This is a genomic window from Picosynechococcus sp. PCC 73109, assembly GCF_001521855.1.
GTDB lineage: Bacteria > Cyanobacteriota > Cyanobacteriia > Cyanobacteriales > MRBY01 > MRBY01.
In genome coordinates, this window is the sequence record NZ_CP014003.1 from 51,716 (window position 1) to 78,627 (window position 26,912).

A 26,912-nucleotide genomic window follows, 5' to 3' on the forward strand; every position below is an offset into this window, starting at 1 on the left:
TTAAGGCAACATTTCGAAGACCATCCCCGTTTGACGATCCACTTCGTACCAGCCATAAGTCGCAGTATGACTAGGTTCACCGGGATTATTAACGATTTCATAAACATGGACTAAATAATTGCTGGGCGTTTGTTCGACGACTTCGATGTGAGTGCTATTTTGGGGGGCAACGGTACGCACGAGTGCTTGCCATTCGCTGACGGCCGCTAAATTCGCTACCTGTTCAATGGCGATCGCCTCGGTGATTTCTGGGGTAGAAGGTGTGGTGATTGGTGCTGTGGTAGAGTTCCTGGAGCCAGGTTGTACCCGTTGGGCGACGGCCACCATTGGCTCGCTATTGGGGGGACTGACCGTGAAAGTAATGCGCTGTTTATCTTCGTTGAGTTCGGCATCCACGGGCGTCGGTACGTCTTCATAGACACTCCACACATAACCCGATAATGTCCGACTGGTGAGATTAGAAAGTTCGAGGCGATCGCCTTCAATGTCCGCCACAATTTTGTCACCTTCTCGGTAGAGCACGAGGGTGTCTGTCTCTTCCCCTGGATTTCCTTCTGCCGGAATCCAAGCCCCCACAAAATCATCGAGGGTCACGGCCGCTTGGGTTGTGGGTGATGGCGGTGGATTTTCCCCAACGGGTTGGGTTTGGGGTGTACTGGCTTCAGGTTGCCCTAAAAATTTCAGTAACTGAGCCGGATCCTTCAGGAAGAAGATGCCTAGCCCGGTGATTACGACAATGCCTAAACCCAAAATCCAGTTCCCGTTTGACCGACTGGGTGGGGGTGCCTGGGGTCTTGGGGGAGGGGCCGCTGGATAAGCTGGCGTGGTTGCACTGCCACACACCTCACAAAAGCGATCGCCTGGGTTGAGGGCAGCACCACATTGCATACAAAAATGGGGAGTAGTCATGGCAGTTAGACCAAACGCAGCAAAAAAAGCACAACTAACCTTAATTGATTAAAATTCCTGTAAGGGATGATATTCAGATAAATAGTTTGGGGTTGAGAGAAAAGAGTTTCTTTAGAAAGATTTTAGTTTTTTGATAGCTAACCGATCTAGCTTTGCTTTTAACAACAAAATAGTTTCTTTTCTTTAGGAAATCCCCTTTATTTATATTGTATCAAAAGGCTTTAAGAGACATGATTAAGCATTGATTTTTTTATTTAACAAACTCATTCTTTAGGCAATATAAAATTCAACTTTATTTAATAGTTCTCAACGAAGGACTGAATCGCGAAATAATGTGAAGAGAATTCAATATTTAATTCATTTAGCAATTATTAATACCTATAATTGATGTGGAGCTAGAAAAATTTTTAGGCATTATCAATTGCCTAGATACTGACTCAAATTTAGTTTGCTTGTTTTCTCGGCGATGACTTCAGGTCTGCTCTACTGGACTTAGCGATTTCCCTCACCCGCAGGGAGATTTTCTCAAGAAGGAGGTCGACTCCATGAAAAGGCAACATCGACCGGTAGGTATTTGCTTGCAGTTATTAGTCCTTACCTGCCCAGTACTATTTATCAATAATTTGGCGATCGCCCAAAGCTTGAGCGAATCCCCCCAGGATGTCCTCAATAACTATCTGCTGGAACGTCCCCCCTTAAGAACTATCCAGTTTCAAAATCTCCAGGATATCCAGGCCCGCCGCCACGAATTACAGTTCCAGGCCAGTGATGGGGTGACCCTTGATTTTTTACCTTATCTTCAATCCCCCGGTGCCCTGCCCCAATTGGCCAACATCATCAAAACCCAAGGCATTGACCCCAATCCCCAGCTCACCGTCGCCGCCTACGATTTTGCAGATCGGCTGATTATTTTGCAGCGGCTGGAATATCAAGGTAGTGCCCTTGCCTGTGACCAACGGGGCGAAGCATTAACCGACCTCGGCATTCTTTGTTTCAATCGCCAAACCAAACCCAGAACCCTACAGCAGCCTGCACCAACCCAGAACAACATCAGCACCAAAATTACGGAAATTAGAGGTAGGCTCAATCAACTGAACGCTAGCCCCATTAACGGCTACACCCTCAGCCAACTGCGGGCTCTCCCAGACGACGAACTGCTCCAGGTGGCCCTTAACAATGGCAGGATTAACGAAGAAACCTATCTCATGGTGCCCAAGGTTCAATACAAAACCTTACTGGATGTACCCTTTGTTCGGCCTAATGTTGACTTTACAACGCCTAATTTTAGCTTTCTCGAAACCAGCAATCTCTATCAACCGATTCCCCGAAGGTCGATCACCTTAAACCGGAATCTTCCCTTTGAAACGCGTGACAATAATCAACGGCCGAATTTTTCCCTTATCCGCCCCCAACTAGATTTATCACAACTAGCCCGTGGCGATCGCCACACAGAAACCCATTACCTAGTGAATGGTTTTACCTGGGGCAGTGGGCGGGAATGGCGACACCGCATTGGCGACTGCATCGATTTATTCTTTGGTGATGTTTGTGTCTATGCAGAACCCTATGCCAGCCTTGGTTATGGCCTAGGTTTAAGGATTCCCCTCCAGCTAGACCTCACCGTTGACCGGACAATTCAGGTGGCGAATAATCAACTAACGGCTTTTTCCCCCACTGTTGATCTCACGCCCATCGATGGCAATGCCAACACCTACCAAGCAGCGGGTATCCCCAGTGATCAGATCTTTGGCGGACAGGAAATCGTTGCAGAAGTTCAAGGTACCGTCGGCGTTAGGTGTGACCTAGAAGTGTGGAGCTGTGGCAACAATAGAAAGCTAGGTATTGGAGTAGACCTAACGGACTATCTAAGTTCCGGTGGCAACATGACACCCCCTGCCCCAGGACAAAGTTTCTCCATCGGCGAAGTGTGGTCCCCTGATGTGACCGGAGGAACTTTAAACTACGGCATCGTCGGCGCGACTTTCCACCTTGGTTCTCAGCTGAATATGGTTGGTCAAGATCTGGAGATGTTGGCCCAGTTTCCCCCCGTGCTTGGCCCCAACAATGGCACCCACACCGTTGAACAGTTTCCGGCAACCTATCAACCCCTCGTTTTTAACAACAATTCCTTTTTTAGGATTTATGAGCCGACCTACCAAGCCAATTGGAATATCGTCCCCGGCATGAAGGTCAAAGCCTGGTTAGGGGTAGATATTGGCGTGGCCTATTTGGGAGCAAAAACAGACCGGACTTGGTGGTTTGAAGATCTCAGTATCGAATCTCCCAATTTTACTTTTACGTCCCATGCGGGCACAACAACAGGCTACGACATTCAAGTGGATCACGGTAATTTAAACATCACTGCCTTCTAGTTTCAAAAAATTAAAAATAATTTCTGTCCAGGATTCTCTGTTGGTTATAAAGCAGTTGTACCTGGACAGATTACCTCTGCTTTAAAGGCATTGAGTATTTCTAAGGGTTGGAGTTGAGATTTGTTGCTAAGTTAATTTGTCAAATTGGACATGGTGCTAGCCTAAAAATATTAAAAGACTTTCATTTTTTGGTGGTGTTAATGAAGTGTTGATATCCATTAAAAAGTATTGCAAAATATTGGTTTTTTCTACATTTTTTGCTGGAGCAATTATTGCTTGTCAACCCGAAAATCAGCAGCAAAAAGTTGTCATTTATGTCTCTGTTGATCGCACCTATGCAGAACCAATTTTGACGGAATTTACAGCGGCAACGGGCATTGATGTGTTGCCCGTCTATGACGTGGAAGCAACAAAAACCACGGGTTTAGCCCAGCGTCTCTTGCGGGAAAAGGAACGACCCCAGGCGGATGTGTTTTGGAGTGGAGAATTCGCCCAAACCTTACTGTTGCAAGGAGAGGGAGTTTTAGCACCCTATGAACCGCCAGTTGCTGCGGCGCTACCACCCCAGTACCGGGATCCCGAAGGTTATTGGACGGGAATGGGCGGACGGGCAAGGGTATTGCTGATTAATACGGATCGTTTAGCAATTGATGAAGCGCCCCAGTCTTTAACCGATCTCACCAGCGATCAATGGCCTGGGTCAGAAATGGCGATCGCCTATCCTTTTTTCGGCACCACAGCGACCCATGCAGCCGCCCTCTATGCAGTTTGGGGGCCAGAGCCAGCCCGGGCGTTTTTTACTGATCTCCAACGTAAAAATGTGCAGGTCGTCGATGGGAACTCGGTGGTGCGGGATCTGGTGGTCGATGGTCAGGTGAGCATTGGCCTGACGGATACCGATGATGCCTGTAACGCCGTGGAAAAGGGGGCACCGGTGGCCCTGGTGTTTCCCGATCAGGGGCCTGGGGAAATGGGGACGTTTGTCTTGACGGGAACAGTGGCCGTAATTGCGGATGGGCCGAATCCTGACCAGGGGCAAGCACTGGTGAATTTTCTCGTCAGTCCAGAAACGGAACAACGGTTGATGGCCGTGGGGGGTAGCCAATTGCCTTTATATCCTGGGGCGGCGGTGTCCGGTTGTCTGGCAGGACAAAGTATCCAAGGAATGGCGGTGGGTTTAGATGCCATTTATGGGCAGTTAGAACCGTCAAAGCAAGACCTGAGTGAAATTTTTATTCGCTGATGGAAGGCGATCGCCACAGATTAAATCCATGGACAACCCTGGGGTTGGGGGGGTTTCTGGTGATGGTCTTTGGGCCGCTGTTGAGCTTGATGGCCAGTGTGATCGTTGAACTGGGCCAAGGGAATGGGGCCTGGTTATCTCTACTGGTGCCGACGGGGCGACGCTGGCAACTGTTAGGAAATAGTCTGCAATTGGCGATCGCCGTAGGGACGGTGAGCACGGTATTGGGGGGTCTGATTGCCTGTTACCTGTGGCAGACGGCCTGGGCTTGGCGGTGGGGGTTGTTGCCGCTCCTATTTGTGCCGAGCTATATCCATTCCTTCGGTTGGTCAGCCTTGGGTCTGGGGCTGAATGGGGGTTTACGCAGCCTTGGTTTTGGGACAGTGCCCCTCCAGGGATGGTGGAGTTGCGGTTGGGTGGAAGTGATGGCGTTTTTGCCTTTGGCGGTGGGTTTGGGCTGGTTGGGTTTGGCGGCGGTGGGTCGGGAAGCAATTGAGGCGGCGCGGCTCCTGGTGCCGGATCTATGGGTGTTGGGACAAATTATTTTGCCCCTGGCGTTACCGAGTTTTGTGGCGAGTTTTGGCTTGATTTTTCTGTTGAGCCTAATGGACTATAGCCTTCCTTCGTTGTTTGGCATTGGCACCTATGCCCTGGAAATTTTCGCGGAATACAGCACCAGCAATGAACCAGCCCGGGCGTTTCTTTTAGCAATACCCCTCTTGGCGATCGCCTGGGGGGTGATTTTGATCTTGCAACTGCCCCTCCAGCAAACGATGCAACTTTCACCCCAGGAAAATCTCTGGGAAATTCCCCCCCGTTGGCCTTGGTGGTTCGTCTGGCTCCAGTACCTGACCCTTGGTCTTTTTGCCTTGCAAATTTTGGTGCCCCTCGTTAATTTGCTGGTCGTAGCGGCCCAGGAATCCCAGTGGTTTCCCCCGATCCAAGCTGCTGCCGGGGAAATAACTTTTACCGTTGGCCTGGGTTTGACGGTGGCGATCGCCGCTTTACCCCTGGCCTTGGCGATCGCCCAGCTTCTCAACCGTGATGACCGTTGGGGGAGAGTGACTTGGGGGCTAGTCATTTGGGCCTTGGCTTTACCCGCACCCCTAGTGGGGATTGGCTTGATTGATCTGTGGAATCGCCCGCTTCCCCTGGAAATTTACGGCACACCATTGATGCCATTTTTAGCCCACCTCGCCCGCTTTACCCCCTTCGCCAGTTTGGTACTCCTAGCGCAATTACAGCAATTGAACCAACCCCTCTGGGAGGCTGCCCGCTTGGAAGTTGGCCCCCGGTGGCGGATTTGGCTCTGGTTGCGTTTACCACTGCTCCTACCGGGGTTGTTGGCGGCGGCGGGTCTGGTTTTTGCCCTCAGTGTCGGTGAATTGGGCGCTACTTTGATCGTGATTCCCCCTGGATATTCCACCCTCACCCTCCGGATTTATAACTATCTGCATTACGGAGCGGCGGCATCGGTGGCGGTGTTATGTCTGGTGTTGGTGGCGATCGCCTTTGGGGTTGGTGGACTGATGGCTTGGGGATTAAGGGGTTGGGGCACCATTTACCGAGGGGGAGATAGACCATGATCCAAGTCGAAAATCTCAGTAAAACCTATCAGACAGCTAAAATTCTGGATAATTTAGCTCTGACAGTGGAACCAGGGCAAACCGTGGCGATTTTAGGGCCATCCGGGAGCGGCAAAACCACCCTGTTACGCCTAATTGCTGGCCTTGAACAACCCGATGGCGGTACCATTTCCCTCGCCGGTCAGGTGGTCAGTTCTTCAACGCAAATCCTTGCCCCCCACCAACGCCACATTGGGTTTGTCTTTCAAACGCCGATTCTCTGGCCCCACATGACCATCTCCCAAAATATTGCCTTTGGTCTGGGCCACCTCACAGCCCCGGTGAAAAAACAACGCATCCAACAACTCCTCGAACGGTTGGCGATCGCCCCCTTGGCCCACCGCTATCCCTACCAACTTTCCGGGGGGGAGGCGAAACGGGCTTCCTTGGCAAGGATTTTAGCGCCCCATCCCCCCTATGTCCTTTTCGATGAACCCCTGACGAATCTGGATATTGCCCTTAAACAGACTCTGCTCCATTACATCCGCGAATATCTTGAGCTAACTGCCGCCTGTGCCCTTTATGTCACCCATGACCCGACCGAAGCCCAATATCTCAGTGAGCAAATTTTCTGGCTAAAGGAAGGAAAGCTGCAATCCGATGAAATATCCTGAACCGTACAGCTTAAAACTCTGGAAATACCTGCTTTTTGGCGCAATTGTCAGCACCTTGGGCCTATTTATCTGGGAACTTTTGTCTCTCTTTCAAAGCTGGCAGGGACAACCCAAACAACCAGGCTGGGAAATTATTCGTCCTCCCCAGGAAGTTTCTGCCCTCGTTATTCAAGGTGATCATCTCTGGGCAGGGGGTCAGGCAGGGGTCTTTCAAATTGCTTTACAACCTCCCCATACCGTTGAACCCCTCCAATGCGATCGCCCGTTGCAATTCGTCCGTGCCCTAGCAATCGATCCCGACGGTGTGCTCTGGATTGGCCATGGCAACGGTTTAAATTATGTCGATGCCCAAGGGTGCCACCCCTATCAATCCGATAAGCCGTTTTTTCAAGGTCAAATTAATGCCCTCTATGTGGATCGGGCGGGTCAACTTTGGATCGGCACCTGGGAGGGAGCAGCGGTCAAGGAAAACAAGGATTGGCACTTTTTAACCCCGGCGGATGGACTACCGGATCGGATGGTAAATGTCATTCATCAAGATGCCGAGGGGGGAATGTGGTTTGGCTCGGCGGTGGCTCCTAAAGGCGGGTTAAGCCACTGTATTAAGAAATCCTGCCAACTTTTTTCGACGGCCAATGGGCTGGCCCATAATAACATTACAAGCCTATTTAGCGATGATACAGGGCATCTCTGGGTGGGCATGGGTCTTTTTGATCGTGGTGGCCTCGCTCGCCTGGAACGACGCACGACTGGTTGGGCGATCGCCCAAATTTTCACTAAAGCAGATGGCCTTGCTGGAGAAAAAGTCCGCTCCATCTACCAAGATCAAACCGGGGTGCTGTGGTTTGGCTCTGAATATGACGGTTTAGCTCGCTTAGATTCCCAGGGACGATGGCTCATTCTCACGGAAGCCGATGGCCTGGCGGATCAGGAGGTAAAGGCAATGGTACAGGATCGATTTGGTAATCTCTGGCTCGGTACCCGTAACGGCATTACGCGACTCGATGCCCACTATTTACGCAATTTAGGGGAGCAATAACCATGGCTGCTTCTTCTAATGGGCAAAGCCAACAGGCACCGAAAACCCTGGTGCAATTGCTGGGCTGGCTTTTAAAAGCTTTTCTGCAAGCATTACCTCGCCAAATCGTGGTTGGGGTTATCGTCGGTGGTGTGATGTGGCTGGTGCATACTTTCCTATTGGTTGGTGTGAACGAAGGGTTTAATCCGACCACAAATCCTTGGCTCGGTTCCGTCTTGGTGATCTCGGATCAGCTTGTACCCGGCACATTATTTTGGCTATTTAGTGGCATTTTGGTGGGTCACCTATTTCGAGGCACCCTGGGTAACTATCTCCAGGGGATCGGTCAACTGCCGCAAATCTGCGTGGATGTTGGCCAACAAGCGAGTCAATTTCAAAGTCCTTTCCCCTGGGTGGGTCTGGCGGTGGCGATCGCCTTTAGTACCTTTTTGGGCAATCTGCTGGTGAGTATCCAAATTGCTCTGTTTGCCCTGGCCGCCGTTTGTGAACCCCAACATCTCCTGCGCCTTGCGGCTCAGTTGGGTTGGCAAGATGCCCATCGTCTATTTCGCCATCAATCTCCCCCAGCTTTGTCCCAGGTCACGTTACAAACCCTCTTAGCTGGCCTCATGGTGGGCTATCTCATTGCGGCCATTTGCTTCTGGTTTTTTGGCGGCATTCCCCAATTACTTTTCCTCGGGGCGATCGCCATTGCCTTAGTCCTTATTTTGAAGGGCAATCAACCACCATCGACCCAGACTTTAATACTGCTATCGCTCAGTTTGGTAGGGTTTTACGCCGCCCATGGCATTCCTGTCCTCGCCGATGACTGTGGTTGGCAAGAAGCAGGTGGTAGCCTAGATCGCTGGTTAGCCAGTGGCCCCTGCGTTATCACAACAGCGACCCTCGGTTTTCCTGCTGCGGGCGGTTTCTGGACAGGCTGGATTTTAGGTAATTTGCCTTCAATTCCCACAGTTATCTATGGCACTGGCACGCCGGATGATCCTTTTCGTGATTACCCTGATGCCAATAATCCCCCCTGGAAACAAGGCATCTACGGCACTGGTACAAAAGAAGATCCTTTCCGGGACTATCCCGACGTGAAGAATCCACCGTGGCAACAAAACATTACTGGAAGCGGTACGAGAAATGATCCCGTTCGCAATGTGAACATCCCACCTGGACAAAATTTTCCAGCTTCACCGGGCCAAGGGCCAGGCGTACCGAAGCAACCTGGGATGCCAAATGCACCTTTTTATAATCCTAATAGTTGGGTTCCTGTCGATCCACGGGTAAATCAATGGATTGGGTCGCGGGAAGTGTATCGCAATAATTGGGACGTAACGCCCGATGGAAAATTTGTCACCCTTAAAGATAATCCGCTATTTGTCATTCCGATTTCTCAAATTACGGGAGATTCTGGGGATGATTGGGCGACGATTTTTAGTACCCCAGTTCCAAGCGCAGATCATGATCAATATGTTGAAGGTATTGTTGATACGGCTTTGATCATTGATAGTCTTGAGGCGTTAACGGGTGATTCTGAGATCCGCCCATTGACAAGATCGGGCTGGAACCAGCTTTCTGATGCGGACAAACAGCAAACCCTACAATACATTGCGAATTTATGTGGCCATAAATTGGGAGTAGGGCCGGTACAGGTCGATTTCGGTTCTGGCCTAAAGGATGCTAATGGCAATATGGTTCATGCCCACTTCGATCCAAATACAGGGCGAGTTGTGTTTAACACTGACTCATACATGTATAAAAATCCTCAACAGGCGATCGCCACCATCGGCCACGAAGTGAAGCACGCTCAACAATGGGATCCGAATAACCCCATGGAAAATCCCACAGCCCGCCACGCCGCAACGACTAATGCCCAAAAATATACAGGCTCAGACACCGATCCAGTGATTTATGCGGGTCAATATAATGAAAATGACGCCGAATCCTTTGGTAACCGTTTAGGCAATGCCCTGAGTAAAGAAGCCTACAAGAAAGAGTTAGCCAGCATTAAAGATGTCTGGGATCAACTGAAGGAGGGCGCAGAACAAGCACCAAAAAATCAACCACCAAAATCCTGGGTACGGGAGAAAACGCTCATGGATTTTGTCAGTAAGGCAAATCCCCAGCAACGGCAGCAAATTTATAACCTTGTTAAATCCGGTGCTTTAAAAGTTAAAGATGATTGGGGGCGAGAGGTATGGTAACGCCACAAGAACATCCGTTATTACCCTTAGCAACGGCGATCGCCAATTTAGGCTATCAACCAACGTCGTTACTCTGGAATGCAACCCAACGCATGGCCCAGGTACCGGGTTTAGCCCAGGATCTCTTGGCTTATGTAAAAGCAGGTTCACCGCCTCCAGATTTTTCCCAGCAACAACCCGCTAGCTTATTTAAGCCTTTACCAGGTGGCTATAGTGTTGCAACTTTAATTCGGGATTATCAGTTTCAGGCCATTGGTGCTTTTTTGATCGCTGTAGAACTCAGTCTGCGGCCCGACCAAGGGAAAGCTTTGTTAAATTATTTTCTGCACCGGGGTTATTGGCGTACAAATACCGATGGTTCAAGGGATCTGATCTTTCCCCCGCTCACAGAACAACTGCCCCAATGTCCCCAATGCCGTAGCCGCTGGTTTGAAGATCTGCCCCGGTGCCCAAGCTGTGGCCTTGTGCGTCGTCATGTCACCGTTGAGGATGGCCCCTTACCCTTGGAGGAATTGGCGACAATGACGCGAACTCAATCTGTTGATCAAAAAGTTCCAGCGGCGATCGCCCCTAACCATCCCATTCCCCCGACGAGCGTGAATCGACGCTGTGCCCAATGTCATCATCTTTTATCCCAAAACAGTCATTTTTGTCCCCATTGTGGTGCCGTTGTTGCGGTGGCTGCTGCACCTATTGAGCATCCTTCAGCTTGTCCGAAATGTGGCCATCTAGCCCGCCCTGGTGCAAAATTCTGTAGTCATTGCGGTCTGAATTTAAACTAACTCTCGTCTCTACACATCCCTGGGACTCATCTCCTAACGATAGAGGGTAAAAATCCTCTCATCTATCATTCATTACAATTCATTATTACTTCTTAAGTACTGTCGTATTGTTAAAGATGGAGTCTCTATTTTTTTAGACGACTCTTAAGTAAAGAAAATCTGGAGAAAAATTATTGTGGATACCGCAGTTCGTAAGGTGACAGGTCAATGCCGTTGTGGACAGGTGAAATTTGAGGTTACGTCAGAACCATTGATTACAATGGCTTGTCATTGTGTGGGGTGTCAGAAAATGACTGCAAGTGCGTTTAGCCTGAGTGCATTATTTCCGAGCGCTACCTTTTCAGTCACCTCTGGTGTACCTGTTATTGGTGGACTGCATGGGAACACGCGTCATTACTTTTGCGGATATTGCATGAGTTGGCTATTTACACGGCCTGAAGGTTTGGATGATTTTGTCAATGTCCGCTCCACGATGCTAGATCACCCTCAAAACTACAAGCCATTTATGGAAACCTATACGGATGAGAAGCTAGAGTGGGCTACGACAGGTGCAAAGCGTAGTTTTAAAAAGCTCCCACTTCCAGAGGAATATCCGGCGTTAATCCAGGAATACGTCAACAAATAGCAGCGGCTACAAAATTGAGAAATGTACAGTGCAACACATAAATCCCACCATACTTAATCGATATTCAAAGTGTCAGACATATTAGATACAAAAATCTCTGAGAAGATAGCGAGGAAGTGATTTACCGATGAGGCGATCGCCATGTTGCATCACGAAAGTCTGCGGTAATATCCTGATAAGCCTGGTTTGTTGTGTGGCAGGTGCGGCGTACCCCCTAGTTCAACCATAAAAACCAAAAAGTAAAGCCCACGAAGAGGAAATATGTCATGGCAGACCAAACATTTAAGACGTCGCCACAAATCTACGCGCGGGCAGTAGGGGTGTTGTATCTGATCATCATCGTTCTCGGACTTTTTAGCGAAATATTTGTGCGATCGCCACTTATTGCTCCAGGAGATGCAGCGACGACTGCCAGCAACATTATGGCAGCAGAGCCGCTTTTCCGGGTTGGATTTCTAGCCGACTCAATCATGTGCCTGAGTGATGTGGCCGTGGCTGTATTACTGTTTGTACTTCTGCGGCCAATTAATAAAATACTTGCTCTGATTGCCCTATGTTTCCGAGTGACCCAGACAGCAGTAATTGCCCTTAGTCTCCTCAACTATTACGCAGCCATACTTCTTTTGAAAGGTTCAAATTATACTGCGGCATTCGATGTCGCTCAACTCAACTCACTTTCATCGCTATTTCTTGATCTGCACAGCTATGGGTATGATCTCGGCCTGATTCTGTTTGGGGTTCATTGTCTCGTTCTCGGTTACTTAATTGCCAAGTCGCTATATATGCCCAGGGTGCTTGGATACTTAGTCATGGCTGCGGGCATCACTTATCTGATTGGGAGTTATACACGGTTTTTGTTTCCGGACTTCGTCGAAGCTATCGCGCCAATTTATCTGGTGACGATTATTTCAGAACTCTCCCTATGTCTGTGGTTGCTGATTAAGGGAGTGAATCCAAAACAGTGGCAAGAAAAGACAGAGAGTGTTGGTTTGCTATAAAAAAATACATTTTTTGAATGGGACAGATTACCTCATTGTTCGTTAGAAAAGTTGTCGGAGTCGTTGAAGATGCCCTCGACAAAGATGACCTCTTGAAATCCCTCGGTATTGATCCAGATAGCGCCGCTGATCCCTCCCAGATGGTTTCTGATACGGATTACTATTCCTTTCTAGAAAAGATTGCCATAACCGAAAATAATGGTACAACTTTGCCACTGCGAGCGGGGGCAGCAATGCGTTGTGATGATTATGGTGCTTTTGGCCTGGCTTGGAAGTCAGCCACAAATCTGGGCGGCTCCTATGAACGGGCAGAACGTTATGCCCGCGTGCTGACGAGCGTTTCGACCTATACAGTTGAGCGAATAGACCAAGGAGCATTTATACACTTACAGCGAATAGGCGATCGCCGCCTGGGGATGCGACTTTCCAATGAAGCGACAATTGCCAGTATCGTCTCAATTAGCCGGCAAGTCTCTACCAAGCCCTTCACACCGCTAGCCGTTTACTTCAAGCACCAAGCCCCTAAACGCATCAGAAAACATCAAGCCTATTTTGGCTGTCCAATGCACTTTGATGCCGACCGAGACGCATTATTAGTTTCCAATGAGTCGTTGCGAACCCCCAACCAGCTTGGCGACAAAAGTATTTCCCAATTTTTTGATACCCATCTTGAGACTGAACTCTCTAAATTAGCAGACCCCCATTCCCTCGAACACCAGGTGCGTATTTACGTTTCTCGATGCCTGAGTGAAGGTGTGCCAACGATCTCTGATGTTGCCGAGCACTTCACCATAAGCGGACGCACCTTACAACGCCGACTCTCAGAGCTAGGTTACTCCTACCAAACGCTGGTAGATGAGTCACGGCGTCAGTTAGCAGAACGGCTTTTACAGCAGACTGATTATTCTCTAGCAGAAGTCGCTTTCATGACGGGCTTTTCTGAGCAAAGTGCTTTTACACGAGCTTTTAAGCGCTGGGCTGGACAGACACCACGTTCTTTCCGTCTTAATCTCCAGACCAAACCAAATTAAGCCGAACTTGGCGCACTCAGTCAAAATTTCGGCAGCAACTGTCAAGAAATTCCCTAGTTGGACTTTTTATAGTGGGCTTACAGTTCACCCAACAAAGGGAAGCAAACCATGAACACTATTCAACATCAAGCTTATAATTCAAACGGATTAACCCTTGTCCTCGGTGGCACCGGCAAGACAGGACGACGGATTGTTACTGCGCTAGAAGCAAAGGGCATACCGACCCGGATCGGTTCACGCTCAGCCACACCAGCCTTCGATTGGCACCATGAAACTAGCTGGGATGCCTGTCTTAAAAATGTAGCAGCGGTTTACATCAACTATGCGCCAGATCTAGCCATGCCGGGAGCGACGGATGCTATTCAGGCTTTTGTTGATCGCGCTAAAGGTCATGGTGTTAAACGCTTGGTACTCCTGTCGGGTCGAGGCGAAATCGAAGCCCAAGCCTGTGAACAGATTGTGCAGAAGAGTGGTCTTGATTGGACAATCATCCGAGCCAGTTGGTTTAATCAAAATTTCTCAGAGGGTGCGTTCCTCGAAATGGTCACGGCTGGACAAATCACTCTCCCAGCGGGTGATATTTCTGAGCCTTTTGTAGATGTCGATGATATTGCCGAGGTTGCTGTTGCTGCCCTGACAGAACCAGGACATGCCGGAGAAGTTTACGAAGTCACTGGCCCTCGCTTAATGACCTTTGCTGATATTGCGGCTGAGTTGTCAAATGCCAGCGGCTGTGAGATTACCTATGTGCCAGTTCCCCACGATGCTTTTGTGGCTGGTATCAAGGAATCTGGCGCCCCCAAAGAAGTGGTTTGGATGCTGGACTATCTTTTTAACACTGTGCTTGATGGCCGCAATGCCTATCTCACCGATGGCATTCAGCGTGCCTTAGGACGTTCACCCAAGGATTTTGCTGATTATGCTAGCGAGGTTGCTGCCACCGGCCTATGGCAACCAGTAACCCTGTAGGAAAACACGAGAAGTTTGAGGCAGGACGCAGAAGTTAGAAATTGTTATCAATATTTTTGTGCGTCCTGTTTAAACCGATAAAACTGGTCGGCCGCTAACCCTAGGGAATACATCATCAGACTGTTGCTCGAAACCCCGACCACTGTACCCACCAGGGGAATCATTTCGAGGAAACTTAGGTCTGTTTTGAGACCATTGCCGCCGAGGGACAAGCCAAAAATTGCCAGAATTTCTGCCCGGCGACGGGGATCCTGGAGATTCAGCCCATGGAGGCCAGAAATTTGATAAACCATCTCCGCCTGGAGTCTTGTCATACTTGCCAACTCCCAGCCGAATAATGCCAGGGCCAAAGGGGGTAAAAGATTGGCCACAAACCCTAATTTGGCAGCTTCTAGACTTTTTGCTTGGATAACTCGCTGGGTTAGTTGGGTTGGATTTTCATTGGGATAAGCCTGTTTTAACCGCTGAATCTCAGCCTGAGCCATTGCTACATCCACATCTCCGACAATTGCTGCTAGCCAACCAAAACCAAAAATTTTCTGAATTGTTTTAAAAATAGGATTGTTGGCGATCGCCGCCAGATTTTGCCCTGTATTAGCAGTGAGGGTTTCAATGAAATCGTGGAGATCTTTTTGGCGGGCTTTGGAATCGAAGGGATTAGTCGGCATAAACTCCCAAATCACTTACAGGCTAATAGTCGTTCCTTTACCGTAACAAGTTGCTCCCCAATCAACCTCTGTAAAGAGAAGCAGTTTGATGCTAATCACCCAGCATAGAGTGCTAGGAAAAATTGTCTGGAGGTCGTGAAAGAGCTTTGATGGGGCTAGGGGAAAGCTTGACGTAGGCCAGTCTTCAAGCCATGGTGGGGAAAATAGTTATTGTTCACAGTATCCTTTAGGATATGGATAGCTTCCCTAAAATGTTTTCTCCTGTTTTTGCTGGACTTTCCATGTAGAAAGCTTTTTAGAGCTTGTGTTTGTCAAGCGGCTTAAGTTGACAATGCCGTTTAGCCTCATCCATATTTTGGATTGCTGAAAGTCAGTATATTTTTACCAGTAACAACACTCATCAACTTTTTTAAAATGCCTTTAAAAACTAGCTCTACCGCTGTTACGACGCCAGCAGACAAAGCAGGGCTAGGTATGTTCGGTGGGGTCTTTACCCCTTCGCTGCTGACTATTTTGGGGGTGATTATGTACCTCCGCTTTGGTTGGGTGGTTGGCAATGTCGGCCTTTTTGGCACATGGCTTATTGTCACGATGGCTGTGAGCATTACCTTTCTGACGACGTTATCAATTTGTGCGATCGCCACTGATCGGGTCGTGCGAACTGGTGGCGCTTATTTTATGATTAGCCGCTCCCTAGGCATCGAGACCGGAGGAGCCGTAGGGATTCCCCTCTACTTTGCCCAGGCTTTGTCAGTTGCACTCTATACCATTGGATTTGCCGAAAGCGTTGTCAATGCCTTTGGCCGCTTCAACCAGACTTACATTGCCCTAATTGTCACCATTCTTGTGGCAGTATTAGCAATTACCTCAGCCGAAATTGCCATCAAAGCCCAGTACTTCATCATGGCGATCATCGCCTTATCGCTTGTTTCCCTAGCTTTCGGTTCACCACTGGAAGCAACTCAGCTAGAACCCTGGGGTACAGATGGTGGCGAATCTTTCTGGACAGTTTTTGCCGTCTTTTTCCCAGCCGTGACCGGAATTATGGCCGGGGTTAATATGTCCGGCGATCTCAAAGAACCAACAAAGGCAATTCCTACAGGTACATTGGCAGCCGTCGGTGTTGGTTATTTGATCTATATGGCTCTGCCTTTTTTTCTTGCCACTCGAGCCGATGCCAGTACGCTAGTTAATAACCCGCTCATCATGCAGCAGATTGCCTTTTGGGGGCCATCAATTCTGTTAGGCATTTGGGGAGCGACATTATCGAGTGCTATCGGTAGCATTTTAGGGGCCCCCCGGATTTTGCAAGCGTTGGCAAGGGACCGCGTCTTACCGCGATGGCTAAGCTTCCTAGGCAAAGGCAGTGGTCCTAATAACGAACCACGCATCGGCACGGCGATCACCTTAGGGATCGTCACAGTAGCAGTCATGGTGGGTGATTTAAACTTAATCGCACCAGTGCTGAGTATGTTTTTTCTCACAACCTACCTAGTACTCAACATTGCCGCTGGCGTTGAAGGATTTCTTGATAGTCCCTCTTTTCGCCCTTTATTTGCAGTACATTGGTCTTTCTCACTGCTTGGGGCTCTCGGATGTTTAGCGGTTATGTTTTTAATTAATCCAGTGGCGACCATCGTTGCTGGGTTAATTGTTGCGATGATCTTTTTGTGGATTCAGCGACGGGAGTTAAAGAGTACTTGGGGAGATGCCCGTCGCGGTATTTGGATGATGCTGTTGAGGACAAGCTTATTTCAACTGGGTCATCACCCCGATCCGAGAACATGGCGGCCCCATATGTTAGTTCTTTCTGGTGCACCAACGCGGCGTTGGGGATTAATCGAATTAGCAGATGGGTTAAATCGCAATCGGGGCCTGTTTACCATTGCAAGTATTTTGCCGATGGATTCTCGCAGTATCCGCCAACAGCAGCAAATGGAAAAGAGCATTAATGATTATCTGCAAGAGCGAAATATACAAGCATTGGTCAGGGTCTTGACCGCCCAAGATCCATTTGTGGGCGTTGAGCGGCTTGTTGAAATTTATGGCCTTGGCCCCATCGTGCCTGATACAGTCCTCCTTGGTAATAATGAAACCCCCGAAAATCGCAGTAGCTATTGTCAGCTTATCCATGCACTGCATCGCGCTGAGCGTAATGTGATTATCTATCGAGAGAAATCTCAGCCCGAAAGTAAGCAGCATCATCAAATTGATGTTTGGTGGGGAGGTTTGCACGCTAATGGTGCACTCATGATGATCTTGGCAGAGCTACTACGGGACAGTATGGAATGGCGTAGCGCTCAAATTTATTTGAAGCTAGTGGTGCCGGATCAATCAGCCGCAGCAACTGCCAAACAAAATATTAATGTCCTGGTGCAAACGCTTCGCATTGATGCAGAGATTTGTATCTTGGTGGCAGAAGGTCGATCATTTGATGAGATTTTGTCTGAGTCTTCGCGTAATGCAGATCAAGTCATCCTCGGTATCGCAGAACCGAACGAGAATTTTTGTGATTACTATGCCTCCATTGAAGAGAGAATCCATGATCTACCATCTACAATGTTGGTTCTTGCTGCACCAAGCTTCGCCTTTGCTGAAGTCCTAAAAAAGTAGTACTTATTTTTTTCGATCCAACTTCAAATCCTGCTGTATCAAAAAATCTGCACTTCATGACTCTGTAATGGGCATTAGGTCGTTCACAATAAGGGTGTTCCGCAGCTCTCGCTACCCATGGATATTATTTTAGCTCTTTGTATTGGCGTTACTCTCAGTGCTGCTGCTGGCTTTCGTATTTTCATTCCCCCGCTAATACTCAGTGGGATGGCGATCTTCGGCGATCTATCCCTCGGTGAAGATTTTGTCTGGTTGGGAACTTACCCAGCCTTTTTTGCTTTTGGAATAGCGACGATCGTTGAAATACTTGCTTACTACATTCCTGTTGTTGACAATTTATTAGATGGGATTGAGATTCCTTTGGCGATCGCTGTTGGTACTCTTTTAACTTCTGCCAGCCTGGGGCAGCTAACTGAACTGGAACCGTTACTCCAATGGACTTTAGCAATTCTTGCAGGTGGAAGTACTGCCGGTACCATTGAAACTTTTACGGCGGTAACGCGAGGCGCTTCAACTACGGCTACTGGCGGCATTGCTAATCCAGTGGTGTCAACGGTCGAGGCTCTTAGTGCTGGAGTTTTATCTTTACTGGCACTATTTGTGCCGTTCCTGGCAATAGCGATTGTTGTTGGGGTTCTGGGAGTTGCGCTACAGCGACTATTTCGTGTTTTTACTCGAAAATCTAGATCTTAGTGATCTCAGAGCAATTGATTATGAGATTGCTGAGGGAAACAATCTTGCAATTTTTGACCAGACAATATTTCTGATAATGTGCCCAAGCTGTTAAGTGACCTGACTGCCATTGGTCATCAAGGCCCAGTCTTTGAAAAGGTTGCAGTGAATCCTTACGAAGCCTGTTTTGGCAGGAGCAACTATTTATTGTAGGTTTGGCGGTCTCTTCATGTTTTCTTTTTATTTATGCTTGCGAAATTTGTACACTTGCCAGATTGTCAAGTCATAGCGCAAAAAAAATTAACATTACGTTACAATGCAATCAAGGTGATAGCGTCAGTGCCCCATAAAAAATCGAGGATGACAATCTTCGCCGCGAAGACTAAAACTTACTCAATATTCACGGCGATCGCCTTTACTGATAGCTACTGGTTTACGTACTCATGTTTCCTGACCTCCTCAATGCCACCCAAGAATACTGGCGCAAGCTAAACGCCCTGGAAGCAAGGTATCAACAGGGTGAAATTTCATTACAAGAAGTTAATGCAGAGGTGACCAGACTAATACGAGAATTAGGAAATGAGCGACGCCGCAGCCTACACAATTTCAAGAATATGCTGCAGGGGTGGTTTAGTCAGCAAAAGGAATTCGTTTACGGGTTAATCCTGTTGGTAGTTGTAACCTATGGCTGGGTCATTTCAACGACACAGTTCTCTTAGCTCGACTTTATCCATTGAAAGAAGTGAGGAAACGGTAGCAAAATCAGAGTAGAAGATTCGCAGAGGTTCTGAGGCAATGCTACCGGGGGCGAGGGAGCCAAATTCTGGTTATCAGTGCTCAATGAAATCTACCATCGCGGGGTAAAGAACATTTGGGTAGTACTAAAGGGGTAATGATGAATTTTAGTGATGGATAAAATTCCACAGCAGTTCAATGTGATTAAATACACACCTGGAGAAAACTAAGTGGCTATGTCCACATTTTTGATGGTGTATTGAGATAGACCGCAACAAACCCATCATTACCTTTTAGGTTTCACCTAATTGCGTAAGCAAAAAGCACTAGCACAACAAAAGCCAGATGTTACTTAAGAACAAGGAATAAAGCCAAACTCAATACGGTAAATGACATCCTCTAAAGTCACATCCACCGTATCAATACCCATAGAAGTAACTTCATCACCGGAACGGGGTCCCCAAGCGCTAATGTTAGTGTTAATACCAAAGTTTGTTGTAACCGGTCGAGTGCAAGCATTAACTGCTGAAAGGGCAATATCGACATTACGTTCAAAATCGCTTTGAAAGCCTGGGCCAAAGTTGCTGCGGTCAACCCACCCGCCACTTGCACCGAAACTCGCAAAAGTATTCAGCGTACTACGTGCCCCCGATACATTAGGAATATTGGCATAACCTAAATAGCGGAGATTCACCGGTTGTACTGTGTAACCGCTAGGAACATCAAGCTTCATACGAATGTTGCAAGAAGCTCGTTTAAATTCCCGTCGGGCCGCTTCGGTATACATTTCACTAAAAATAATTGAAACCGAATTCCCATTCACAATCCCAAAAGCACTGCCAGGAGGACAGCCACTACCATTTACAATGACTGGTACACGTTTAAAGGCAAACCCTTCTTCTGCCTTGACGGCTTGAACATTCGCAGTGACTATACCCGAAGCAGCTAATAGACCTAAAAAAGCGTGTTCTAACTTCATTTCAATTACCCCATTAATGATGCAGTTTCCAATTCGTTTTTCTAGATTTAAAGTTCTAGATTTCAAGAAAGTCAAAAGTTTGCCAAAAGATTTGACGCAGCTATTTATTAACTGATGATGGTGTATTCATGCTTTCTTCTTTGAAGAGGTATTGCAGATTGTGTTAGAGTATTTGACTAGATTGGCTATCAATTGTTTCCAATTTTTGGATTTATTTTACGGGAACAAAATTCAAGATTTTTAGTCGATCCAGACGCTGTTTTCAGAATCGCTCAAAATTAATATTTTTTTGCATCTAAATCCCAACTATATACCTCTCTTTTTTTCAGAGATATTAATAAGCCAATTAAGAATCTCCCGATACCTGAGTTTTAATTAATTGGCCAATATTTCAGCAAGCTCTAGGAATAGCACTAATTCAGAAGGAATATTCCATTAAATCTAAGAGGATACCTGAACGACATCAAATGCTATTGAGTCGCTACCCTAAATCTCTTCATGTGGGGGACGAGATTCCATTGACTTAGCATTTAGGAGATTTTCCTAGCCTGAGGGAGCAAGGGGGGCTTTGCCAGCATTATTCCAAGCAAATACTAGGAAGAGTGAACAGCTCTCTGCAAAATAAGTCGACGTCCAAATGCTTGAACCGCAGTGTAGAATATTCGAGAATGATTATCATTTTTTGTTATGTCGATACCCCCACCTCGCCCAGAGTCTCCCTTAGCCACTGTTGTAAATATTTCTACTAAAGCCACAACCCCTGCTAAAACCACTGATGCTACGACTCCTGCTGAAATAGCAACATATCGGCCCCGTCGACTGCGACGGACAGCTGCTTTACGCCGCATGGTGCATGAAACGGCTTTGACGGTGAATGATTTTATTTATCCTCTATTTGTCATGGAGGGTGAAGGACAAAAAGCGGAAATCCCTTCGATGCTTGGCTGTTTTCGTTACTCTTTGGATTTGCTATTAGCTGAAGTGGCGGTAGCTCATGACCTTGGCATTGGGGCGATCGCCCTTTTTCCGTTGATCCCTGATTACCAAAAAGACAATATAGGTACCGAAAGCTATAATCCTGCCGGGTTAATTCCCAAGGCTGTACGGGCGGTTAAAGAAGCCCTGCCCAATATGGTCGTTATCACAGATGTAGCCCTCGATCCCTATAGCAGTGAAGGTCACGACGGTATTGTCGAAGACGGAGAAATCCTCAATGACGAAACAGTCGCTGTCCTGGTCAAACAAGCCCTCATGCACGCAGAAGCAGGCGCTGATTTTGTGGCACCATCAGACATGATGGATGGTCGCGTAGGAGCGATTCGCCGCGCCCTCGATGCCGCAGGCTGGATTAATGTAGGGATTCTCGCCTATTCCGCTAAATATGCATCCGCTTACTATGGGCCATTTCGAGATGCCTTGGATTCGGCCCCTCAGTTTGGTGACAAAAAAACCTACCAAATGGACCCGGCCAATGGTCAAGAGGCCCTCAAAGAAGTGGAATTAGACATTCTCGAAGGGGCTGACATCGTGATGGTTAAACCAGCCTTAGCTTATTTGGATATTATCTGTCGCATCAAACAACAGACAAATTTACCCGTCGCCGCCTACAACGTCAGTGGGGAATATGCCATGGTCAAAGCAGCAGCCAAACGGGGTTGGCTGGATGAACAAACCGTCATCTTAGAAACCTTGACCAGCATGAAACGGGCCGGGGCTGACCTGATTTTGACCTATTTCGCTAAGGAAGCGGCTATAGCTTTACAGCAAATGTAATTCGCTGATCTTCCTTACATCTAAAACCAGTCAGTCATCCTTCGGCGCGTTGCCGCATCAAATTTGCCGGGCGATCGCCCTCCGACAACCAACAAACCACTAATTGATAAAACTTGATCCCATGGACTTACCCATTTCTTTGACCGATATTCGCCAACAAACCATTAATACTGAAATCAAACCACCAGTTTCAGAAGCCGAGATGCAGGCAGCCGTGCGCACCCTATTACTCGGATTAGGTGAAGATCCAGACCGCGAAGGATTGCGCGATACGCCAAAACGAGTGGTCAAAGCCCTCAAATTTCTAACATCTGGCTACCACCAATCCCTTGATGAACTCCTCAATGGGGCCGTGTTCCATGAAAATACCAATGAAATGGTCTTAGTGCGGGATATTGATCTATTTAGTTCCTGCGAACACCATATTCTGCCGATTTTAGGCCGCGCCCATGTGGCCTACATTCCAAATGGTAAGGTGATCGGCCTCTCTAAAATTGCCCGTATTTGTGAAATGTACGCCCGACGTTTGCAGGTACAAGAACGCTTAACCCAACAAATTGCCGATGCCCTCCATGGATTATTACAACCCCAGGGAGTCGCTGTTGTGGTTGAGGCAACCCACATGTGCATGGTGATGCGTGGGGTCGAGAAACCAGGCTCTTGGACAGTAACCAGTTCAATGCAGGGCATATTTGCCGACAATGACGCCACTCGCCAAGAGTTTATGGAGTTGATCCGCCATCGTCCTTCGTTCCATTAGAAAATATTAATTCCTTTGGAAATCTAAAAAAATCCCCCTAAATTACCTTTTTTTGGTGGTTTAGGGGGAAATTCTGCTTTTTTTGAACGAAAAAATTAACCAAATCCCACGGTGCCATAGCGCACTGTCCGAAAGGTCACTTGGTCTGTATTGGGATTGTAGAGGGTGTAGGTGGCTTGTTTTGGGACTCGGCCCACACTGCCAACACCAACGATCAAACGGGCAGCAGGGCCAGCCGTGTCACCGATGGTGTAATCCTGATTGACAGCTGTCTGGTCAAGGGTAGTGACTGTGGCGGCTAATTTTCCGGTGCTCACCTGATATTGGAAGGTTTGGCCCGATCGACCGCAAAAAAGGCGATTGCTCCCCGTGCGGGAAAGACGATCTAGTAAAACCAAAGGAGAAATGTCCGGTGTGAGGGCTTCAAACACCGTCAGGCTACTGCCGTGAAGCAAAAGACAGTCTAATTCTGCAAAGCCGAAGTGGAGTTGTCTAAACCATTGCACCGTTTCTAAGGGAACATGATCCCAGAGTCGTTTGAGCATGGCACCACCTTTTTCTGCGAGAAAAGGATTTTCTTCGGGTTCTGCTGCTAAACCCCGCACGATTAGACATTGTTCTTCCCAAGCACCCTTACAGACCTGGGGCATCAGTTCGCCTTGTTTCGGGTGGCGGATGCGCTCTACAACGGCATTACCTGCCGGGGTTCCGTCAATTAGATCACCTAGAATATATAGCTCTGTGACCTTGGGGATTTGTCGCCGAATATCTTGGATTACCGCTTCATAGGCCGCTAAATTCCCTTCGATACCGCTTAAAATTGCCCACTGCATCATCGTTATACTCCCCGTTCGCAAAGGTGGCTTGGATCGTCGGCCCGTTCGGCGAATTCCATCCCCTGAGCTAAGCGCCAGGCAAAAATCGGTGGCAACCCTTTTTCGATAATCGCCCCACAGGTTTTGTGATAGTCATATTCCACTTCCCGTAATGCCACCTGATCGCGATCGCCATCGTAAATGACATAGGTGGCGTGGGGGCGGCCATGGCGCGGCTCACCGACAGACCCAGCATTAACAATCCGTTTAACAGGGGCGGTAAATTCCTGCTCTGGGGCGATCGCCTTCCCGGAATTGGTGCGGACAGAAAATTTCAGAGAATACTGCTCAAGGGTGCGCACATAGGGTACATGGGTATGGCCACAAAACAGAATATCTGTCCCCGTGCTCAAAACCCGCTCTAGGGCGAGGAAACCATCTAGTTCTGGCAGTAAATATTCATGCTGACTTTGGGGACTGCCGTGGGTAAAAGCCAGTTGATCCTGCTTGAGCACTTTTGGTAACTGGGCTAGATAGGTGCGGGTTTCGGGGTGAATTTCTTGGTCTGTCCATTGGTGGGCAACTTTACCCCGTTTTTCTGCGAGCAATGATGGATAACTGCATTCGCAGGCATTTAAACCATCGACAATATCTTCATCCCAGCAGCCTTGGACAGTGGGAATATCCAGCGATCGCACGAGGGTCACCACTTCATTGGGATAGGGGCCATAGCCGACCAAATCCCCTAAACAATAAATCTGGTCTACATTTTGGCTGTCAATGTCCTTGAGCACCGTCGTTAAGGCTTCATAATTTCCATGAATACAGGAAATAACGGCAATTTTCATAATTTTGAGAAGATTTTATTGATTTTGTTAGACGTTTTAGCAGGCTAAATGAATTAGGCGTTTAATTTTAGGTATAGGCATACTGTTGTTTTGAGTCAGGTTGCTGCCGTTGTCGCCGTATTTGCCCTTGGTAATAAGCCAGTAATTCATCGTTAAGACAGCAATCTGGGATGGTAGCGGCCATTTGTCGCCCATCGAGTTGAGTACCGACTACTTCTAGGCCGCTGAATCGTTCGGGTCTACCTTCCAGCCAAAGTTCACAGGGAAGCTCACGGTAGAAGCTGTCCGCCATCCCTGCCACATAGTCGAGATAAAAAGCTCTGCCATCAATGATTTCGACAATGCCCTTGGCCCGCTGGATCTGGCCATAGGCCCCGGCGGTGAGTTCATCCCAAAAAATATTGAGGCTCGCCGGATCAAAGACCTGACCCCTCAGGGGCGATCGCCACACCTGAATTTCATTCGTCGGCAGCGGTAGGGGTACTTCAATCAATTGATCGGCCCAATCATGCCAAGGGGAACTGGTGATCTGCTCGGAGACAAAGGCCAATCGCTGACAGGGAAAACCAGCCTCTTCCAATGCTTTTAGCAATTCTTCCCCAGACGCTAGGGCCACATAAAAACCAAGCTCTAAGATGGCGATCGCCCCCTGTTCTACAGCGCGGATCAGTTCAATTTCCTGCCCTTCTTCTAAAAACTGCCAATGGGGAAACTCAAGGGCGAGACAATGGCGATCAATGGCACAGTCCACCGTCCGCGGTGCGAAATAAGTAACAGGCACCGTTTTCCCCTGGAATTGCTGCCGGAGCCACTGGGTTTTTCCGGAGCCCGCCAGACCGGCGATCGCCACGATAGCTGTTTTTGTCCAATCGATCATTATGTTTTCTTCCTGCTAGCGGACAAGCCAGCGCTTGGTTCAGTGATTTGTTATTATCGATATTTTGATAATAATTATCATTTTTATTTAAAGTCGTGAAAATGTCTATCCCCCCAAGAATTTCCGTCAAGGCGATGCAGCAGTGTGACATTGCAATTATTGGCGCAGGCGTCCAGGCCCTGACCTTGGTGCTTCATCTTTTAAAAAAACGTCCCCAGTGGCGTAAGCGAATTGTTGTTTTTGATCCCCATGGTTGTTGGTTGGCCCGCTGGTCTCACCAGTTTGCGGCCCAGGAGATTCCCCATTTGCGATCGCCGGCGGTACATCATCCCTACCCAGATCCCTTTGCCCTGCGCAGGTTTGCTGAGGGACGCCCCAATGAACTTTTTCCGCCCTATGATTTACCCAGCACCCAACTTTTTGAAGATTTTTGCCGAGAGGCGATCGCCGAATTTCAGTTAGAGCAAGGACTAATCGCCGCAGCAGTTACAGAGTTAATCCCTCCCCAGAGAGGTCAACGCAAATTTTGTTTAACCCTACATAATGGCCAACAGTGGCAAGCCGAGCAGGTCATTCTAGCGACGAATCAAACCCAACGACAGCTACCAGATTGGCTGGAACAGATCGAAGCTAGCTATCCATCTGATCGTCTTTGCCACAGTGATCGCGTTGATTTACGGAAGTTACATCTTCAGGGTGAAAAAATTGTCATTGTTGGTGGTGGTCTCTCCACAGGCCATCTCGCATTGGGGGCGATCGCCCGCCAAGCCCAGGTTACGATCGTTGCCCGTCGCCCTTTCCAAGAGAAACTTTTTGATGCCGATGCAGGTTGGTTAGGGCCGAAATATCTCAAGGGATTTGCCGCTGAAACCGATTGGCAAAAACGCCACCAAATGATTCTGAAAGCCCGCAATGGTGGTTCCCTCACGCCAGCAGTAATGACCCAGCTCCGCCGCGCCGAACGCCAGGACAAAGTTACCCTCAAGCCCAATTACCAAATCCAAGCCGCCCATTGGCAAGGGAATCACTGGCAGTTGCACTGTGACAATGGAGAAATTTTCCAGGGCGATCGCCTCTGGTTAGCAACGGGGAGTCGCTTTGATGTCATGGCCGAACCCCTACTCACCAAGGTGATGGATCGCTATCGCCAACCAATCTTGAACGGTCTCCCTATTTTGGATGAATATTTACGCTGGCAAGGCTGTGATCTGTTCCTCATGGGAGGATTGGCCGCCCTGCAACTTGGCCCCACCGCCCGCAATATCTCTGGGGCGCGTCTGGCTTGCGATCGCCTTGTCCCTGCCCTAACCAAATCAAGTCTGCAACGCATTTACCAAGCGAATACCTGCTCTGGAGTTAGCGCCTAGCAATGTAGGTGTGAATGAATAGTTTTTAGGAGTTTGCTCTAAGTTTAGAGACATAAAAGGCGATCGCGGTGGGACCATTACTTCAAAAGTACAAGTTACCCACCTAGCCTGCTGGAGTTTTTGTGTACTTTTGTTAAATTATGGCTGATCTATGACTTCGGCTAAATACTTCCAGGATACTTTGCTTTTCATCGCGCTAGCCCATCAATATTAAGCTGGCCTGTGCTGATCTTGGGCGAGCGCCTTTTCTTTTCCTGGAGAAGATCCTGTAGAATTAGAGAAATTTAAAAAAGATGAGGGTCGGCGAAAATCTGCTCCCACCAACCCAACAAAGAACTTTTTGCACCGGTTCTTGATGGGTACATTCTAGCAGCTTTTTTGCTGATTCTCCAACCCCCCCATCTGG

23 protein-coding genes are annotated in these 26,912 nt (G+C 48.2%); 17 read left to right on the forward strand and 6 right to left on the reverse strand.

Annotated features, from left to right (window positions below; genetic code table 11):
- Positions 1-909 carry a zinc ribbon domain-containing protein gene (locus AWQ23_RS15140; protein ID WP_071884973.1) on the reverse strand — a complete coding sequence of 303 codons (909 nt, stop codon included), beginning with the start codon at positions 907-909 and terminating at the stop codon, positions 1-3.
- Between the two features lie 545 nt (positions 910-1,454).
- Here AWQ23_RS15140 and AWQ23_RS15145 point away from each other — a divergent pair.
- From AWQ23_RS15145 to AWQ23_RS15195, 11 genes are all read left to right on the forward strand, one after another.
- Positions 1,455-3,281, forward strand: a complete 1,827-nt coding sequence (locus tag AWQ23_RS15145) for a hypothetical protein (protein WP_083500763.1) — start codon at positions 1,455-1,457, stop codon at positions 3,279-3,281.
- A gap of 238 nt (positions 3,282-3,519) precedes the next feature.
- A complete protein-coding gene (locus AWQ23_RS15150) occupies positions 3,520-4,524 on the forward strand; it encodes an extracellular solute-binding protein (RefSeq protein WP_232309021.1) in 1,005 nt (334 codons plus the stop codon).
- Positions 4,524-6,110, forward strand: coding sequence for an iron ABC transporter permease (locus tag AWQ23_RS15155; protein WP_062436999.1), 1,587 nt, complete (start codon positions 4,524-4,526; stop codon positions 6,108-6,110). The genes AWQ23_RS15150 and AWQ23_RS15155 overlap by 1 nt, the downstream gene beginning before the upstream one ends.
- Positions 6,107-6,763 (forward strand): ABC transporter ATP-binding protein, encoded by a 657-nt coding sequence (locus AWQ23_RS15160; RefSeq protein WP_062437001.1) that lies wholly within the window; start codon positions 6,107-6,109, stop codon positions 6,761-6,763. The genes AWQ23_RS15155 and AWQ23_RS15160 overlap by 4 nt, the downstream gene beginning before the upstream one ends.
- Positions 6,750-7,802, forward strand: a complete 1,053-nt coding sequence (locus AWQ23_RS15165) for a two-component regulator propeller domain-containing protein (protein ID WP_062437003.1) — start codon at positions 6,750-6,752, stop codon at positions 7,800-7,802. The genes AWQ23_RS15160 and AWQ23_RS15165 overlap by 14 nt, the downstream gene beginning before the upstream one ends.
- A 2-nt stretch (positions 7,803-7,804) precedes the next feature.
- On the forward strand, positions 7,805-9,994 hold the full coding sequence (locus AWQ23_RS15170; protein WP_062437005.1) for a hypothetical protein: 2,190 nt from the start codon (positions 7,805-7,807) through the stop codon (positions 9,992-9,994).
- Positions 9,988-10,776: a zinc ribbon domain-containing protein gene (locus AWQ23_RS15175; RefSeq protein ID WP_062437006.1), complete on the forward strand. Its 789-nt coding sequence runs from the start codon at positions 9,988-9,990 to the stop codon at positions 10,774-10,776. The genes AWQ23_RS15170 and AWQ23_RS15175 overlap by 7 nt, the downstream gene beginning before the upstream one ends.
- Before the next feature lie 175 nt (positions 10,777-10,951).
- Positions 10,952-11,401 (forward strand): GFA family protein, encoded by a 450-nt coding sequence (locus AWQ23_RS15180; protein ID WP_062437008.1) that lies wholly within the window; start codon positions 10,952-10,954, stop codon positions 11,399-11,401.
- A gap of 266 nt (positions 11,402-11,667) precedes the next feature.
- The gene (locus tag AWQ23_RS15185; protein ID WP_062437011.1) at positions 11,668-12,399 is read left to right on the forward strand and encodes a DUF4386 domain-containing protein; all 732 of its coding nucleotides are present in this window, start codon (positions 11,668-11,670) and stop codon (positions 12,397-12,399) included.
- Between the two features lie 17 nt (positions 12,400-12,416).
- On the forward strand, positions 12,417-13,430 hold the full coding sequence (locus tag AWQ23_RS15190) for an AraC family transcriptional regulator (protein ID WP_062437013.1): 1,014 nt from the start codon (positions 12,417-12,419) through the stop codon (positions 13,428-13,430).
- 108 nt (positions 13,431-13,538) lie between these two features.
- Positions 13,539-14,399, forward strand: a complete 861-nt coding sequence (locus tag AWQ23_RS15195) for an NAD(P)H-binding protein (RefSeq protein WP_062437015.1) — start codon at positions 13,539-13,541, stop codon at positions 14,397-14,399.
- A gap of 47 nt (positions 14,400-14,446) precedes the next feature.
- Here AWQ23_RS15195 and AWQ23_RS15200 read toward each other — a convergent pair whose 3' ends face one another.
- Positions 14,447-15,067 carry a hypothetical protein gene (locus tag AWQ23_RS15200; protein ID WP_062437018.1) on the reverse strand — a complete coding sequence of 207 codons (621 nt, stop codon included), beginning with the start codon at positions 15,065-15,067 and terminating at the stop codon, positions 14,447-14,449.
- 414 nt (positions 15,068-15,481) lie between these two features.
- On the opposite strand from AWQ23_RS15200, the gene AWQ23_RS15205 reads away from it, so the two are divergent.
- The 3 genes from AWQ23_RS15205 (at position 15,482) to AWQ23_RS16255 (ending at position 19,071) form a co-directional block, all read left to right on the forward strand.
- The gene (locus tag AWQ23_RS15205) at positions 15,482-17,680 is read left to right on the forward strand and encodes an amino acid permease (RefSeq protein ID WP_062437020.1); all 2,199 of its coding nucleotides are present in this window, start codon (positions 15,482-15,484) and stop codon (positions 17,678-17,680) included.
- Between the two features lie 117 nt (positions 17,681-17,797).
- Positions 17,798-18,373: a DUF4126 domain-containing protein gene (locus tag AWQ23_RS15210; RefSeq protein WP_062437022.1), complete on the forward strand. Its 576-nt coding sequence runs from the start codon at positions 17,798-17,800 to the stop codon at positions 18,371-18,373.
- Between the two features lie 422 nt (positions 18,374-18,795).
- Positions 18,796-19,071 (forward strand): hypothetical protein, encoded by a 276-nt coding sequence (locus AWQ23_RS16255; RefSeq protein ID WP_062437024.1) that lies wholly within the window; start codon positions 18,796-18,798, stop codon positions 19,069-19,071.
- A gap of 368 nt (positions 19,072-19,439) precedes the next feature.
- Here the strand turns inward: AWQ23_RS16255 and AWQ23_RS15220 are convergent, their stop codons facing one another.
- Positions 19,440-20,066 (reverse strand): DUF4360 domain-containing protein, encoded by a 627-nt coding sequence (locus tag AWQ23_RS15220; protein WP_012305603.1) that lies wholly within the window; start codon positions 20,064-20,066, stop codon positions 19,440-19,442.
- 687 nt (positions 20,067-20,753) lie between these two features.
- Between AWQ23_RS15220 and hemB the strand changes: the two genes are divergently transcribed.
- Both hemB and folE read left to right on the forward strand, forming a co-directional pair.
- Positions 20,754-21,839, forward strand: coding sequence for a porphobilinogen synthase (hemB, locus tag AWQ23_RS15225; RefSeq protein WP_062437026.1), 1,086 nt, complete (start codon positions 20,754-20,756; stop codon positions 21,837-21,839).
- 121 nt (positions 21,840-21,960) lie between these two features.
- Positions 21,961-22,599, forward strand: a complete 639-nt coding sequence (gene folE, locus AWQ23_RS15230; RefSeq protein ID WP_062437027.1) for a GTP cyclohydrolase I FolE — start codon at positions 21,961-21,963, stop codon at positions 22,597-22,599.
- 95 nt (positions 22,600-22,694) lie between these two features.
- Here the strand turns inward: folE and AWQ23_RS15235 are convergent, their stop codons facing one another.
- From AWQ23_RS15235 to AWQ23_RS16260, 3 genes are all read right to left on the reverse strand, one after another.
- Positions 22,695-23,435: a metallophosphoesterase gene (locus AWQ23_RS15235; protein ID WP_062437029.1), complete on the reverse strand. Its 741-nt coding sequence runs from the start codon at positions 23,433-23,435 to the stop codon at positions 22,695-22,697.
- Positions 23,436-23,437: 2 nt separating this feature from the next.
- Positions 23,438-24,262 (reverse strand): metallophosphoesterase, encoded by an 825-nt coding sequence (locus AWQ23_RS15240; protein WP_062437031.1) that lies wholly within the window; start codon positions 24,260-24,262, stop codon positions 23,438-23,440.
- 67 nt (positions 24,263-24,329) lie between these two features.
- Positions 24,330-25,139, reverse strand: coding sequence for a hypothetical protein (locus AWQ23_RS16260; RefSeq protein WP_062437033.1), 810 nt, complete (start codon positions 25,137-25,139; stop codon positions 24,330-24,332).
- Positions 25,140-25,240: 101 nt separating this feature from the next.
- On the opposite strand from AWQ23_RS16260, the gene AWQ23_RS15250 reads away from it, so the two are divergent.
- Positions 25,241-26,506: an FAD/NAD(P)-binding protein gene (locus AWQ23_RS15250; protein WP_232309022.1), complete on the forward strand. Its 1,266-nt coding sequence runs from the start codon at positions 25,241-25,243 to the stop codon at positions 26,504-26,506.
- The last annotated feature ends 406 nt before the right edge of the window (positions 26,507-26,912 follow it).

Excerpts from the sequence above, each read along its gene's own strand:
- AWQ23_RS15195 (WP_062437015.1), top strand. The coding sequence starts at position 13,539 with ATGAACACTATTCAACATCAAGCTTATAATTCAAACGGATTAACCCTT.
- AWQ23_RS15170 (WP_062437005.1), top strand. The coding sequence starts at position 7,805 with ATGGCTGCTTCTTCTAATGGGCAAAGCCAACAGGCACCGAAAACCCTG.
- hemB (WP_062437026.1), top strand. The coding sequence starts at position 20,754 with ATGTCGATACCCCCACCTCGCCCAGAGTCTCCCTTAGCCACTGTTGTA.
- AWQ23_RS15235 (WP_062437029.1), bottom strand. The coding sequence starts at position 23,435 with ATGATGCAGTGGGCAATTTTAAGCGGTATCGAAGGGAATTTAGCGGCC.
- AWQ23_RS15165 (WP_062437003.1), top strand. The coding sequence starts at position 6,750 with ATGAAATATCCTGAACCGTACAGCTTAAAACTCTGGAAATACCTGCTT.
- AWQ23_RS15185 (WP_062437011.1), top strand. The coding sequence starts at position 11,668 with ATGGCAGACCAAACATTTAAGACGTCGCCACAAATCTACGCGCGGGCA.
- AWQ23_RS15190 (WP_062437013.1), top strand. The coding sequence starts at position 12,417 with ATGGGACAGATTACCTCATTGTTCGTTAGAAAAGTTGTCGGAGTCGTT.
- AWQ23_RS16260 (WP_062437033.1), bottom strand. The coding sequence starts at position 25,139 with ATGATCGATTGGACAAAAACAGCTATCGTGGCGATCGCCGGTCTGGCG.
- AWQ23_RS15140 (WP_071884973.1), bottom strand. The coding sequence starts at position 909 with ATGACTACTCCCCATTTTTGTATGCAATGTGGTGCTGCCCTCAACCCA.
- AWQ23_RS15220 (WP_012305603.1), bottom strand. The coding sequence starts at position 20,066 with ATGAAGTTAGAACACGCTTTTTTAGGTCTATTAGCTGCTTCGGGTATA.
- AWQ23_RS15175 (WP_062437006.1), top strand. The coding sequence starts at position 9,988 with ATGGTAACGCCACAAGAACATCCGTTATTACCCTTAGCAACGGCGATC.
- AWQ23_RS15145 (WP_083500763.1), top strand. The coding sequence starts at position 1,455 with ATGAAAAGGCAACATCGACCGGTAGGTATTTGCTTGCAGTTATTAGTC.
- AWQ23_RS15155 (WP_062436999.1), top strand. The coding sequence starts at position 4,524 with ATGGAAGGCGATCGCCACAGATTAAATCCATGGACAACCCTGGGGTTG.
- folE (WP_062437027.1), top strand. The coding sequence starts at position 21,961 with ATGGACTTACCCATTTCTTTGACCGATATTCGCCAACAAACCATTAAT.
- AWQ23_RS15240 (WP_062437031.1), bottom strand. The coding sequence starts at position 24,262 with ATGAAAATTGCCGTTATTTCCTGTATTCATGGAAATTATGAAGCCTTA.
- AWQ23_RS15250 (WP_232309022.1), top strand. The coding sequence starts at position 25,241 with ATGTCTATCCCCCCAAGAATTTCCGTCAAGGCGATGCAGCAGTGTGAC.
- AWQ23_RS16255 (WP_062437024.1), top strand. The coding sequence starts at position 18,796 with ATGTTTCCTGACCTCCTCAATGCCACCCAAGAATACTGGCGCAAGCTA.
- AWQ23_RS15200 (WP_062437018.1), bottom strand. The coding sequence starts at position 15,067 with ATGCCGACTAATCCCTTCGATTCCAAAGCCCGCCAAAAAGATCTCCAC.
- AWQ23_RS15160 (WP_062437001.1), top strand. The coding sequence starts at position 6,107 with ATGATCCAAGTCGAAAATCTCAGTAAAACCTATCAGACAGCTAAAATT.
- AWQ23_RS15205 (WP_062437020.1), top strand. The coding sequence starts at position 15,482 with ATGCCTTTAAAAACTAGCTCTACCGCTGTTACGACGCCAGCAGACAAA.
- AWQ23_RS15210 (WP_062437022.1), top strand. The coding sequence starts at position 17,798 with ATGGATATTATTTTAGCTCTTTGTATTGGCGTTACTCTCAGTGCTGCT.